The organism is Novosphingobium sp. BL-S-20 (assembly GCF_055521635.1).
The window spans coordinates 62,501-75,371 of the sequence record NZ_CM145493.1 but is presented as its reverse complement, the minus strand read 5'-3'; the positions used below and the strand labels follow the sequence as shown (position 1 = coordinate 75,371).

The 12,871-nt window shown below is 66.7% G+C and carries 13 protein-coding genes (1 of these 13 only partly in view); 10 read left to right on the top strand and 3 right to left on the bottom strand.

Annotation, left to right across the window (positions count from 1 at the left end):
• Positions 1-7: 7 nt before the first annotated feature.
• Entirely contained in the window at positions 8-553 is a 546-nt protein-coding gene (locus ACZ1II_RS00360; RefSeq protein ID WP_465143854.1) for a VOC family protein, read from the top strand.
• Between the two features lie 465 nt (positions 554-1,018).
• On the opposite strand, the gene ACZ1II_RS00355 is transcribed toward ACZ1II_RS00360, so the two are convergent.
• Positions 1,019-2,425 carry a sensor histidine kinase gene (locus tag ACZ1II_RS00355; protein ID WP_465143853.1) on the bottom strand — a complete coding sequence of 469 codons (1,407 nt, stop codon included), beginning with the start codon at positions 2,423-2,425 and terminating at the stop codon, positions 1,019-1,021.
• Entirely contained in the window at positions 2,422-3,090 is a 669-nt protein-coding gene (locus ACZ1II_RS00350; protein ID WP_465143852.1) for a response regulator transcription factor, read from the bottom strand. The genes ACZ1II_RS00355 and ACZ1II_RS00350 overlap by 4 nt, the downstream gene beginning before the upstream one ends.
• Before the next feature lie 235 nt (positions 3,091-3,325).
• Between ACZ1II_RS00350 and ACZ1II_RS00345 the strand changes: the two genes are divergently transcribed.
• The 8 genes from ACZ1II_RS00345 (at position 3,326) to ACZ1II_RS00310 (ending at position 11,475) form a co-directional block, all read left to right on the top strand.
• Positions 3,326-4,132: a nucleoside/nucleotide kinase family protein gene (locus tag ACZ1II_RS00345; RefSeq protein ID WP_465143851.1), complete on the top strand. Its 807-nt coding sequence runs from the start codon at positions 3,326-3,328 to the stop codon at positions 4,130-4,132.
• A 32-nt stretch (positions 4,133-4,164) separates the two neighbouring features.
• Positions 4,165-4,887, top strand: coding sequence for a nucleoside/nucleotide kinase family protein (locus tag ACZ1II_RS00340; RefSeq protein ID WP_465143850.1), 723 nt, complete (start codon positions 4,165-4,167; stop codon positions 4,885-4,887).
• A complete protein-coding gene (locus tag ACZ1II_RS00335; protein ID WP_465143849.1) occupies positions 4,887-6,239 on the top strand; it encodes a lipopolysaccharide biosynthesis protein in 1,353 nt (450 codons plus the stop codon). The genes ACZ1II_RS00340 and ACZ1II_RS00335 overlap by 1 nt, the downstream gene beginning before the upstream one ends.
• Positions 6,236-7,051, top strand: a complete 816-nt coding sequence (locus tag ACZ1II_RS00330; protein ID WP_465143848.1) for a hypothetical protein — start codon at positions 6,236-6,238, stop codon at positions 7,049-7,051. Before ACZ1II_RS00335 ends, ACZ1II_RS00330 begins: the two co-directional genes overlap by 4 nt.
• Positions 7,052-7,207: 156 nt before the next feature.
• Positions 7,208-8,617, top strand: coding sequence for a cardiolipin synthase (cls, locus tag ACZ1II_RS00325; RefSeq protein ID WP_465144498.1), 1,410 nt, complete (start codon positions 7,208-7,210; stop codon positions 8,615-8,617).
• A gap of 161 nt (positions 8,618-8,778) precedes the next feature.
• A complete protein-coding gene (locus ACZ1II_RS00320) occupies positions 8,779-9,177 on the top strand; it encodes a hypothetical protein (RefSeq protein WP_465143847.1) in 399 nt (132 codons plus the stop codon).
• A gap of 116 nt (positions 9,178-9,293) precedes the next feature.
• Positions 9,294-10,466 (top strand): hypothetical protein, encoded by a 1,173-nt coding sequence (locus ACZ1II_RS00315; RefSeq protein WP_465143846.1) that lies wholly within the window; start codon positions 9,294-9,296, stop codon positions 10,464-10,466.
• Position 10,467: 1 nt separating this feature from the next.
• Positions 10,468-11,475, top strand: a complete 1,008-nt coding sequence (locus ACZ1II_RS00310) for a nucleotidyltransferase family protein (RefSeq protein ID WP_465143845.1) — start codon at positions 10,468-10,470, stop codon at positions 11,473-11,475.
• Between the two features lie 12 nt (positions 11,476-11,487).
• Here ACZ1II_RS00310 and ACZ1II_RS00305 read toward each other — a convergent pair whose 3' ends face one another.
• Positions 11,488-12,189 carry a glutamine amidotransferase gene (locus ACZ1II_RS00305; protein WP_465143844.1) on the bottom strand — a complete coding sequence of 234 codons (702 nt, stop codon included), beginning with the start codon at positions 12,187-12,189 and terminating at the stop codon, positions 11,488-11,490.
• A gap of 221 nt (positions 12,190-12,410) precedes the next feature.
• Here ACZ1II_RS00305 and ACZ1II_RS00300 point away from each other — a divergent pair, with 221 nt between their 5' ends.
• Positions 12,411-12,871, top strand: the 5' portion of a protein-coding gene (locus ACZ1II_RS00300; RefSeq protein ID WP_465143843.1) for a Na+/H+ antiporter. It continues 1,189 nt past the right edge of the window; 461 of the gene's 1,650 nt are visible here — the first part of the coding sequence; its start codon is at positions 12,411-12,413; the stop codon falls past the right edge of the window.

The window sequence follows — 12,871 nt, the reverse complement described above, 5'->3', positions numbered from 1 at the left end:
ACAGATCATGACAAGTCCGGCCAAACCGGGACCGCTCAAAGCACTGGGAGACGTGATCCAGCTGGCCTACTTCCCCAGCGATTTCGATGCCGCGCTGAAGTATTGGATCGAAACCGTGGGCGTCGGCCCGTTCTTCGTGCTGAATGACGTGCGACTGGGCGAGATGAAGTACAAGGGGCAGCCCACCGATGCCACCTTCTCGATGGCGATCGGTTACTGGGGCGATATCCAGATCGAGCTGATCCGCACCGAGAGTGATGCCCCGTCGCTCTACACCGGCGAATATGCGGTGCGCGACCGGCTGCACCACGTCTGCGTCTTCGTGAAGGACATTGCCGAGGCACGCCGCGCCTGCGCCGAAGTGGGCGCCGAAGTGATCGTGGAGGGCAAAGTGGGCGACGATGGCGAGGTTATCTACGTCGATCCCGGTCAGGGTCCCGGCTTCGTGATCGAATACTTGCAGCCCATGGCCGGATCGGAGGGCCTGTTCGAGATGATGAAGCAGGCCGCGCGCGACTGGGACGGCAGCGATCCGGTGCGGGTACTGCAATGACCTGCCGGACTGATATCGCCTGATCGTCACTGTGATCGTCGGGGGCGATCTCGAAAAACGGAACTTCGCACTCGCACTTCTTGCGGTCACTGACCACATGAAGGGGCAGAGACACGCGAGGAATTCGAAAAATGTCCAGCAAGGGCGGGCCTGTCCGCGAGATTTCGGCCAAGTGGGACGATGTCCTGATGGTCTGTCGGAAGTGCGGCAAGAAAGTCGGCGGCGGTTTCGGCAAGGACGGGGAGCAGCGTCTGGAGAAGGCGCTGAAGTCGCAGCTCAAGGGGAAGGGGCGCTACAAGGTGGTAGCAGTGCCCTGTCTTGGTATCTGCCCGAAGAATGCCGTCTGCCTCGTGCAGGCGAGCGCGCCGGGCACCGTCCATCTGGTGAAGCCCGATACTCCGGTGGAAGAAGTTGTCGAAGCATTGGCTCCGCCGCCCCGCGCCCCGGTAAAGTCAGGCGCGTGGCCTAATCTGCAACGGCGGGCAGGCTCAGCACGACGAGAAGTCCGGGGCCGTCCTGACGGTCCTCCAGCCGGATCGTGCCGCCCGCCAGAGTCATGGCCTTGACCGCGATGGACAGGCCCAAACCACTACCGGCTCCACTACCGGCTCCACTACCGGCGCCATTCGCCGTGCCGCGTTCGAAGCGGCGCAGCAGGCGCTCCCGGTCGGATGCATCGACACCGCAGCCCCGGTCGCCCACGGTGATGGTCAGGCGGTCGGAACTGCGGACAACGGCGATATCCACCTGTCCGCCGTTTCTCGCATGGACGGTGGCGTTGCCGATTACTGCCGAGAGCGCGATCTGTAGCGATGAAGGATCGCAGCGCCAGCGCACGATGTGATCGGGCGTGACGGAAAACTCCATCGCATCGGGCGGCAGGCGCAGCAGCGTTTCCGCCACGACATCCGCCACCAGCGCGTGAACGTCCACCGAGCGCGTCGATACCGAAGTCGCGTTCAGGCGGGCGAGGGTGAGCATGCCGTCGATCAGGTCCCCCGCGCGGTCGACCACGGCGAGCAGGCGGCCTGCCTCTTCCTGTTGCGGCGCGGGCGAAGTCTTGCGCAGCAATTGCGCCTGCGCGCGGATCGCTGCCAGCGGCGTGCGGAGTTCGTGCGCGACATCGTCGGTGAAGGCCTGTTCCAGTTCGTAGGCCTGGTCGAGCCGGACGAAGAGCTTGTTTAGCGCGACGATCAGCGGGCCGAGATCGCGCGACCAGTCGCCGCGGGCCAGCGGGGTCAGGTCGGCCAGCGAGCGGGCGTTCAGCGTCGTCGCCAGCCGCTCGACTTCGGAGAGACTCTTGCGCAGGGTCCACCAGAGCACGACCATGCTGGCGGCGATCAGCAGGATCAGCGGCAGCGCCAGCTTGCGCAGGACCGGAACCATCGAGAATTCGCGCATGGCATCGCGCTCGGCGACGACGACGAGCAGCCGGGGGTCGCGGCCGGGCAGCCCGTAGCTGCGCCAGCGGTCGCCCACCGCCTTGAAATCGTGGAGGCCCGGCTGGCGCGGGACGAGGCTGACGGGCGCCCCCCAGCCGGACTGGGCGACCGGCTTGCCGTCCCAGAACACCGCGAACATGCACCAGTCGTAGGAGGCGTGGAAGGCCTTGCGCTCCTGACTGGAGAGCAGGGGGTCGTCGCCCTCGTCGAGGGTCTGGTCCTTGCCGCGGGCAACGAGCACGCCTGCGGTAAGGTCGTCCTGCATCATCATGTATAGCAGGCGCGAGGCGTTCACGAGCTGGGCGTCGGAGGCGCGCCCGATCTCCCGATTGGCGACGACGTAGAGGATCGCGCCCATGCCGAGGCCGGTCAGCGCCAGCAGAATCAGCACCCGGCGATAGAGCCGGATCGAGAGCGAGGAGCGCCTCACGTCTCTGGTCCGCCGACCATGTAGCCAAGGCCTCGCGCGGTGCGGATGAAGTCCCGCCCGAACTTGCGGCGCAGCGCGGATATGGCGACTTCCACGGTGTTCGATTCCACCCAGTGGTCCTGGTCGTAGAGTTCGCCTTCGAGGTCCGCCTTGGAGACGAAGCGCCGGGCGCGCCGCATCAGCAGGGCGAGCACGCGGAATTCCTTGGCGGTCAGCGCCACCGGCTCGCCGCCGAGGGTGGCGACATGGCCCGAAACGTCCAGCGTCACGTCGCCCACGCTCATGCTGTCGGCCGGGCGTCCGTCTTTGCGGCGCAATTGCGAGCGGATGCGCGCGGCCAGTTCCTCCAGGTCCACCGGCTTGACTACATAGTCGTCCGCACCGGCATCGAGCCCGGCGACGCGCTGGCGGGTGCGGTCGAAGGCGGTGACGATGATGACCGGCGTGGCATTGCCGTCGGCACGAAGCTGGCGCAGCACGTCGAGGCCGCCCATGCGCGGCATGCCGAGATCGAGCAGGATCACGTCGTAGTCGCCCACGCTGGCCGCTTCGAGCACGTCGTCCCCCCGCGCGAAGAGATCGACGACATAGCCGTCCAGTTCCAGCGCGCGCTTCATCGCGGACCCGAGGGCGGCATCGTCTTCCGCAACCAGCAGACGGGGCAAGACAGGCTCCCAAGGCAGAGTGAACGGCGCGGGAAAGGCGCCTCAGAGCTTCCTCGCTATGCCAGCTTTCAAGGGGCGTCAAACGCGCGGAACATCTTTTTCGCCCCATCAGCTTCACATCAGCTTCGGGGTCTAGGGCCTGCGGATCGACCTGAATCCAGGCGAGTCAATTTGCAGGAATCCTCCGTTTCTTGCCGTGCCATGCGGCGGGCGGAGCCATCACGGCCAACAGAACATGACGATACACCAAAGTCCGCGCGATCTCGCTTCCGGGATCGTTTCGCAACCTTCCGGCGCTTCTTTTTCCGCGCCTCGCAATCAGGCCGGCATCCGCAGCCGCACTGCACTGGCGCCCTGCGTGGCGCTGATCGGCTGCGACGGCTCCGGCAAGTCCACGCTGGCCAGCGATCTTGTCTCGCTGCTCGACCGCCGCTCACCGACCCGCTCGATGTACCTCGGCCTCGGCACCGGCGATCTCGGCCGCCGGATCGGCGAAATCCCGCTGGTCGGACGGCTGGCGGAGCGCTTCCTCACCGGCAAGGCGAAGAAGGCGCATGACGGCAAGAGCGCCGGTCAGGAAAAGCGCCTCCCCGGTCTGGCGACGGCGCTGGCGATGTTCGGTTTCTCGCTCGCCCGCAGGCGGCGCTTCCGCCAGGTGCTCGATTTCCGCCGCCAGGGCGTGCAGGTCATCACCGATCGCTATCCGCAGGCCGAAGTGCCCGGCAGCTTCGACGGCCCCGGCCTGTCGTGGCTGCGCAAGGGTTCCGCGCTCGTCGAGCGGCTCGCGTCCCGCGAACGTGCGCTTTACGCCGAAATGGCGGCCTATCGCCCGACCCTGGTGATCCGCCTCAACGTCGATGTCGATACCGCGCTGGCGCGCAAGTCCGACCACCAGCGAGACATGCTGGAGAAGAAGCTGGCGGTCGTGCCGACCTTGCGCTTCGGCGGCGCGCAGATCGTCGATGTCGATGCCACCCGTCCCTATCGCGAAGTGCTCGAAAGCGTGCTCGCGGTGCTGCGCCGCCACGGCCTTGAGGCCTGAGCGGCCGTTCGATCGAAATTTCAGGTTTTCAGATGTTCCGTCATTCTCTTCCCCCCCTTATCGCCGTCGTCGGCTGCGACGGCTCCGGCAAGTCGACCGTCACCGAGGCGCTGCGTCTCTGGATGAACGAGCGCCAGCCCACGCAGATCTGCCATCTCGGCAAGCAGTCCGGCAATATCGGCCGCCGCATCGCGCGCCTGCCGCTGCTGGGCGGCAAGCTCGACAAGTCGATCCATGCCAAGGCGCAGAAAGCCCAGACGGATAAGGGACCGGGCTTAGGCGCGGCCTTGGTGATCTACCTCTTCTCGATGCGCCGCGTGCGCCGCTTCGCCCGCATGATGAAGCTCCGCGAGGCGGGTAACGCGATCATCGGTGACCGCTTCCCGCAGCTCGGCGTGCCGGGGCCGATGGACGGTCTGGGCCTCGCGAATGCGCGGCAGGACGGGATCGTCGGTTGGCTGGCGCGCGCGGAGCGCCGTCGCTACGCGGCGATGGTGGCGAACAAGCCCGATCTGGTGCTGCGGCTCAATGTCTCGCTGGACGTGGCCATGGCCCGCAAGCCCGACCACCGCGCGTCTTCGCTCGCCCGCAAGGTGGCCGACGTGCCGCGCCTGACTTTCGAAGGCGCGCCTATCGTCGAGATCGATGCCGAACTGCCGCTTGTCGAAGTGCTGGTGCAGGCCAAGGCCGCGATCGACTTGCGCCTGTCGCAGATCGAGGCCTCGGGCGGGGCCGCCGGACGGAAGGCGGCGTGATGAAAGCCGTCTCCATGAAGCACTGGTTCTCCGACGGGGTGTTCCGCACGATCGTGCGCAATGCCTCCTATCTCGGATCGAGCAAGCTGGTCGGCGCGCTGCTGGGCCTCATCGCACTGGCCTGCGCCGGGCGCGGGCTGACCCCGGCGCTGTTCGGCACGCTCGTCATCATCCATTCCTATGCCAATGGCGTCGGCGCGCTGGTCAAGTTCCAGACCTGGCAGTTCATCGTTCGCTACGGCACCCCGGCGCTGGGCCGCGGTGACGTTGCCGAGTTCCGCGACGTCACCGGTTTCGCCTTCGGTCTCGACCTTGCCAGCGGCCTGATCGGTCTTGCAGGCGGCCTCGTCCTGCTGCCGTTCCTGGCGGAACGGTTCGGCATCCCCGCCGAGGACGTGAATCTGGCCATGCTCTACTGCACGCTGATCCCGACGATGACGGCGGCGACCCCGACCGGCATCCTGCGCGTGCTCGACCGTTTCGACCAGATCGCCGTGCAGCAGATGGTCACGCCCGCGCTGCGCGCGCTTGGCGGCGTGATCTCCTATTTCGGCGGCTTCGGTTTCGCCGGTTTCGTGATGACCTGGTATCTCGCCGACCTGCTGGGCGACTTGTGCCTGTGGTTCATGTCGACGCAGGAACTGCGCCGCCGGGATATCCATGGGGCTTTGCGTCCGGGCCTGCTCGGTCCCGGACGGCGGCTTGCGGGCGCCTGGGACTTCGTCTGGACCACCAATTTCGCCCACTCGATCTGGGCCGCCTGGGGGCCGGTGAGCAACCTGATCGTCGGCGCCCTGCTCGGGCCGACGAGCGCGGGCCTGTTCAAGATCGCCGCGACTTTCTTCGATTCCGCCAGCAAGCCCGCCGACCTGATGTCGCGCAGCTTCTATCCGGAGATCATGCGCCTCGATCCCACGAGCCGCCATCCCTGGCAACTGGCGATCCGCAGCGCGCTGATCTCGGGCGGCATCGGCTTCGTGATCCTGCTGGCGGTGATCCTCGGCGGCGAGCCGGTGATCGGCCTCGTCTTCGGCAAGCGCTATGTCGAGGCCTACGACCTGCTCCAGCTCATGACCGCCTCGCTGATCGTGACGATGGCCAGCTTCCCGCTCGAATCGCTGCTCTACATGGCGGGTCGCCAGCGTTCGGCACTCGTGGCCGAGGGCACGGCGGCGGCGGGCTATGCCGTGCTGCTCTTTGTGCTGATCCACTTGTTCGGCATTACCGGCGCGGGCCTGGCCTATGTTGCAGGGGTCTGCCTGAAGGCGCTCTTCATGTTCATGCCGACGCTCTGGGCCTACCGGGCGCGGGGCACCCTCTCGCATATCATGGCTGAGGAGGCCCCGGCATGACTTATTCGCAGGAAGTGCTCGGCGCCCTGTTTGAGGCAATCGAGATGGACGATGTCGTCGATCCGGTGGTCAGCCTGCCCGATCCGATCCCGGTGGACTGCACGCGCGATGAGATGCAACGCTGCCTCGACCTCTGCCGCCAGTTCTGGAGGGAACGAGCGAGCCGGGCGGAAATGCGCGAACTGGTCGGCACGCTGCTCCTGACCGGAGACCTGCCGCAGGATGCCCGCAGGCGCTATAAGCACATCCGCGCCGCCTACAAGCACTTGCGCTTCGCTCTCGTGCTCTACGGGGCGAGCCACAAGGCGCCGCTGCTGTACCGCTCGACCGTGGCGGTCATGGGGCACTTGCAGGATGCCTTCCGCAACCGTCGGCGCGCGGCCGTGCTCGGCTATGCGCTCACGCTGCGCGTCCTGCTGTCCTGGCCGGTGTGGACGGCAGTATGGCGGGAGGTGAGCGGCGTGACGCTGGACGATGCGGCGGGCTTCCTTGCCTATCGCAAGGCGGAGTTTCGCCGCCTGCGGGGCTGGCTCTCCACGGGCTCGCTGACCGGGCATCGCTTTCACATGATCCGCAAGGTCGTAAGTCGGCAGGTCTCGTTCTACGATACCCTGCGCACGCTCGAACCCGACGAGCAGGGCTATCGCATGTCGCGCTTCCTCAGCGCCATCAACGGGCTGATGGGTAGCATGCACGACGATCTGGTCGAGCAGGCGGGCAAGGGCCACCGCGACTATCATCGCGACGATTTCCCGATGCCGGAGGATATCCTCTCGCGGTTGAAGGCGCTGACGGCGGCCTATCCCGCCTGAGATCGAGCGCCTCGTCGCGGGGCCTTCGACAGGCTCAGGCTGAGCGAAATGGCGACGGAGGTGATCGAACATCTCCGTTCATCCTGAGCTTGTCGAAGGATGGGGCCGCGCGTGCAAACACTTGCCATCAGGCGCGGATTGCCCAACAATCCCGGCATGATGACGCTGCCCACTCTCGGCGAGGCTTTCTACATCGCCGAGTGGGGCATTCGCCTGACGATGCTGGCGGTCGTGCCCTTGCGGCGCTCGCCCGCGGCGGCGGCGAGCTGGCTGCTGCTGATCTTCTTCTTGCCGGTGCCGGGGCTGCTGTTGTTCGCCGCGATCGGTAGCCCACGCTTTCCGGCCTGGCGGGTCGAGCGCTTCGAGAGCCTGCGCGGCTTCTTCGAAGATGTCGCGGGCCGCATCGCGGCCGAGGCTCCGGCAGTGCCGGACAATGCGGGCGAAGTCGTCGAACTGGCGGGGCGCCTCGGCCACTTTCCCGCCGCCTCCGGCAATGCGATCGAACTGATCGACGACTACGACACGGTGATCGCGCGCCTGATTGCCGATATCGATGCGGCGCGGGAACACGTCCGCCTGCTCTCCTACATCTTCGCCGACGATGCCACGGCGCAGCGGGTGATCGCCGCGCTCGGCCGGGCGGTGACGCGCGGGGTGCCCTGTCACGTGCTGGTCGATCCGGTCGGTTCCTACCGTTGGCTCAAGGGCACCTTGCAGGCGCTGCGCGGGCAGGGGGTGCGGGTGCGGCGGATGCTGCCGTTCCGACTGATCCGGGGACGCACCCGCCGCGACATGCGCAACCACCGCAAGCTGTTCCTGATCGACGGACAGGTCGGCTATGCCGGTTCGCTCAACATCGTCGCCAAGGATTTCCGGCCCGGCGTGACCAACCGCGAACTGGTGGCGCGGGTCACGGGGCCGGTCGTCGCGGCGATGTCGGCGATCTTCGTTTCCGACTGGTTCCTGGAGACAGAGGAAATGCTCGAACCGGCAGTCGCCCTGCCGCCGCCGGGCGGAAGTTCGACCTTGCAGGTGCTGCCGAGCGGCGCGAACTACCCGCTGGAGGGCTTCCTCACCCTGCTGACCTGGCAGGTCGCCCGCGCCGAGCGCGAGGTGGTGCTGGTCACGCCCTACTTCATTCCCGACGAGGGACTGTTGGGCGCGCTGATCACCGCCGTCCTGCGCGGGGTGGAAGTCCATGTCATCGTATCGGAAGTGGTCGACCAGCTGCTGGTGAACCTCGCCCAGGCCTCCTATTACGACGAACTCCTGGCGCACGGTGTGCGCATCCACCGCTATCGCGGCTATCTGCTCCACGCCAAGGCGGTGCGGATCGACGACACTCTCGGCATCGTTGGTTCCAGCAATGTCGATGTGCGTTCGTTCCAGCTCAACGAGGAAGTCAGCCTTCTGCTGCTCGACCGCCCGGCGATCGACGAGCTGGCGCGAATCCAGCAGGGCTATATCGCCGGAAGCGACGAACTCCTGCTGGCGGAATGGCGCGCCCGCTCGCGCACGAGGCGCCTTGCTGAGAACGGGGCGCGGCTGGTCAGCCCTTTGCTCTAAGCCGTAGGTAGCCTGTAAGCGGCGCATTGGAGGTAGGGCGACCATCCATTTGATCCCGGCCATCGTGGCATCGGGATAGCCGTGCAAGAAACTGTCACATTCCCGGTTTCCGGCCTCTCTTCGTCATGTACCCTCGGCTGACTTGGCGAGGAGTCGAACTCATGAAGCTTCCAGAGGAACAACTGGCCGAACTTGGCCACAACGACCGACGATCTTTCCTGGCGGCCTGCGGGAAGTATTCGCTTCTCGTTCCCCCTGTGATGACGATGCTTCTGTCCACCTCGCTCAGTTCGCCTGCGATTGCGAAGTCGGGTGGCGGCGGCGGTGGCGGTGGGGGAGGCAGCTCCTCGGGCGGCTCGGGTTCGGTGGGTACGCCGGGCGGCGGGTCCGGTAGCGGCGTTGCCACCGGCGATGGCGGCGGCTCCGTTTCGGGACCGAAGGACAGCGGCGTCCCCAGCGGCGGCGACAGCCGTGCCGGTTCGGTCAGCGCCGAGGCCAGCCTTCCCAAGGGTGACGGCGGCGGAAGTCCGAAGGGCGGCGACAGGCGCGATCGGCGTTGAACGTCCGGCCCTGAACGTTCGGATCATCCGCGGACGGACGGGGCCAAGTCGAACCGGGGGAGGGAGCCGCGATGCACGGCGGCTTTGTATCTGGAACGGGAGCATGCGGAACGGATTTGCCGGATAGGGGAGCGACCGAGGATTCCTCCACGGACGAAGGACCGGTTGCGGATGCGCCGATCCTGCACCTCGCCTCCGGCGTCCTGCCGCTGGTCATCGATGACCGCCCGGTCCTTTTCGTCGAGGCCACCCAGCGCCTGAATGCGCTGAACGGCTCGGCCGGAATGCTCGTCGCGCTCCTCGCCGACGGCATCGGTCTGGCCGATCTGCGCCGGGAGCTGGGTGGCACTCTCGGTCTTTCGGCAGCCGAGGTCGATGCGCTGCTGGTGGACTGGAGTGTGCAGCGCGTCATTTCCGCGTCATCCGAGGCTTCCCTGTCTCCCGGCCTGTCTCCCGAACGGAGCAGCGCCGTCCTGCGGGCGGGCGCACTGGATATCGCCATCGTCTTTCCCGAAGGTGCGTGGGGCCGTGAGCTTGCTGCGCCTTATGCGCATCTGCCGCAGCAGCCCGCCGCCGATCTCCGGGTGATCGCGGAGGCACTCGGCGGGGAGAACGACCTGGCCGGCATTTTCGACGGCCGCGCCGGTACGCTGGTCGCGCGCGAGGGCGCGGCGCCCGTGCTGCGCGGGATGATGGTCGATCTGGCGCTGGAGCAGGACGACTACATCGCCCTCCATGCCGCCTCGTTGACGTCCCCCGACGGCGAGACGATCCTGCTCATCGGTGCGCCGGGTGCGGGAAAATCCACGCTGGCGACACTGGCGGCGGTCTCGTCCGGACCGCTGAGCCTTGCGGGAGACGATATCGTCCTGTTCGATCCCGTCACCGGGCTGGCCATGGGCCTGCCGCTGCCGCTGACGATCAAGCGCGGAAGCTGGGACCGCCTCGCCGGAGTCGTTCCCGGCCTTGCGGACATTCCCCCGATCCTGCGGGCTGACGGACAGTGGCTGCGCTATGCCCCGTTGCCATCGCCCGCCGCGTCCGGCTGGCGGCGGGTTGCGGCCATCGTCGACTTGCGCCGAGAGGAAGATGCCGGGACACAACTCATCGCTCAGTCCCCGGTCGATTGCCTCGGTCGCCTGCTGGAGGAAGGCTTCGTGCGCGGCGGGCGGTGCACGGCGGCCCAGATGCGCGCTCTGGCGCGCATGGTCGACGGCGCCCGCACCTGCACGCTCCATTATGCCGAAGCCGGGCAGGCGCTGCCCGTCGTCGAGGCTCTTCTTGCCTAGCGTGGCCGGGGCGCTCTCGGACTTGTGCCAGTGCCTGAAAGGCCATGTCCCCGCCACGATAGACTGGGAGGCGGTGCTCGGTCTTGCCAACCGGACGCTTGTGACCCCGGCTCTGGCGGCGGCGCTGGCGTCCGATGCGGAAATTCCTCCCGAGGTCGCCAGCCTGCTCGACGTCATTGCCGAGCGCACCGCGACCCGCAACCGGCTGATGCATGTCCAGCTTGTCGAGGCTCTTGCCGCCTGCAACGCCGCCGGGATCGAGCCGATCCTGCTCAAAGGCGCCGCTCTACTGGCTCGTCGAGGGCGGAATTGCGCCGATCGTCTGCTCACCGATCTCGACCTGATGGTTCGCGAAGAGGAGGGCGCGCGAGCGATCGCGGCGCTGGAGAGCATCGGCTATCGCCGTTTCCCGTTCACGCATGAAGACGGGCAGGGCGTCAATCTCGGCCGGGAGCGCGATGCGGGCGGTCTGGACCTTCACTACCGCCTGAAACGGGTAGGCCGGGAGCGCGATGCTGCTTGGCTGGCGGCGTCCTGCCGTCCTTTCGCGATGGGCACGGCGAAGGCGGCGATGCCCTCTCCGGCGGCGCTGGCCGCGCTCTTCGTGCTGCACGACCAGTTGCAGGAGGGCGACTACTGGCGCGGCCGGATCGACCTGCGCCACCTCGTCGATCTCGCGGTGCTTGCCCGCGATGAAGGCGGCATAGACGGCGGGGAACTGGCGGCGCTGTTCCCGAAAGCCCGCGCCCGCCGCGCGCTTGCGGTGCAGCTCGATACCCTGGCGGAATGGCTCGGCGTGCGGATTGCCATCGACCGTCGCGGCTGGAGAGTGCCCTTCCAGGACTGGCGCCGGCGCCAGCAACTGCGCCGTCCCGGTACGGAAACCGCCTTCACCCTCGCCTCATGGCTGATCGATCCGCCTTTCGGGCTGTTCGAACACAGCGGCGCGGCAGCGCGGGGCCGGGAAGTCCGGCGCATGCTGCTGGAGAAGAAGGCCACGAAAGTCTGACGGCGCCGCTTTTCAGCGCAGCCCGGTAAGCCACTCCGCGATCATCGCCTGCCCCGCCGCCACTGCGCTCGGCCCCAGACTGTCGTGCGCGGCGCGCAGGGAGGCCTCGTCGCCGCCCGCCTCGATCACCGATTCCGGCCATTGCTCGATCCAGGCATCGAAACGCGGGTCGAGGCCCATTTCGGCATGGAACTGCAAGGCCAGGATATTGCTGCCGCGCCGGAAGGCCTGATGCGCGTAGAGATGGCTGGACGCCAGCAACTCGACATTCGCGGGCAGAGTGAACGTGTCGCCATGCCAGTGCAGCACCGGTACGCCCGCAATGTGCCGCAGCGGTCCTTCGAGTGCATGGTCATGGACCGAGACGCTGTGAAAACCGACTTCCTTGTGCGGTCCGGCATAGACTTCGGCGCCCATAGCCGCCGCAATCATCTGCGCGCCGAAGCACACACCCAAGGTCGGCCGCTCCGCTTCCAGTCGCCGGGCAAGGCGGCGCATCTGGCAGGTAATCCAGGGATGCTCGTCCTGCTCGTAGATGCCCATGGGGCCGCCCATCATGATAAGCAGGTCCGGCTCGCAGAGGTCGAGGGAAGAGAAGGCGGGATCGGTCACGTCGATCCGATCGACATCGTATCCGGCCGCTTCGATCGGCATGCGGTAGCCGGCGACGCCTTCATAAGGAACGTGCCGGATGATCAAGGCGGTCTTCGTCACTGCTCGCTTTCGTTCGGGTGGCACTGCCGGAGTGCCTTGCCTGCATCTTCCATGGCTCTCCTGCGCGGCGCAACCCCCGACGCGGGTCTGATAGAAAATGTATCAAACGGTTGCCCGCGCCCGATCAGGCCAGGAAATACGGGTGCAGGATTTGCAATCTTCGCCCCCAACCGCCATGGTCCCCGCGAAATTCGCCTGAGAATTATGGAAGGAGCCAAGGTTTGGAGTCAGTTTCGGTCGTACTTTTCCTTTTGCTGGCGGTCGTGGTAAGCGGTGCGGTATCGCGCATGCTTCCCTGGTCGGTGCCGACACCACTCGTGCAGATACTGCTGGGCTGCGTGATCGGTCTTTCGACTTCTTATAGCGTATCGCTGAACCCCGAACTGTTCCTGCTGCTCTTCCTGCCGCCGCTGCTGTTTCTCGACGGATGGCGCATTCCCAAGGACGAATTGTTCAAGGACGTCTCCACCGTAGTCGAACTCGCCCTGGGGCTGGTGCTGACGACGGTGATCGGTATGGGCCTGTTCATCAACTGGATGATTCCGGCGATGCCGCTGGCCGTGGCCTTCGCGCTGGCCGCCGTCGTTTCGCCGACCGACCCGATCGCGGTCTCCGCCATCGCCGCCCGCGTGCCCATTCCCAAGCGGATGATGCACATCCTCGAAGGCGAATCCCTGCTGAA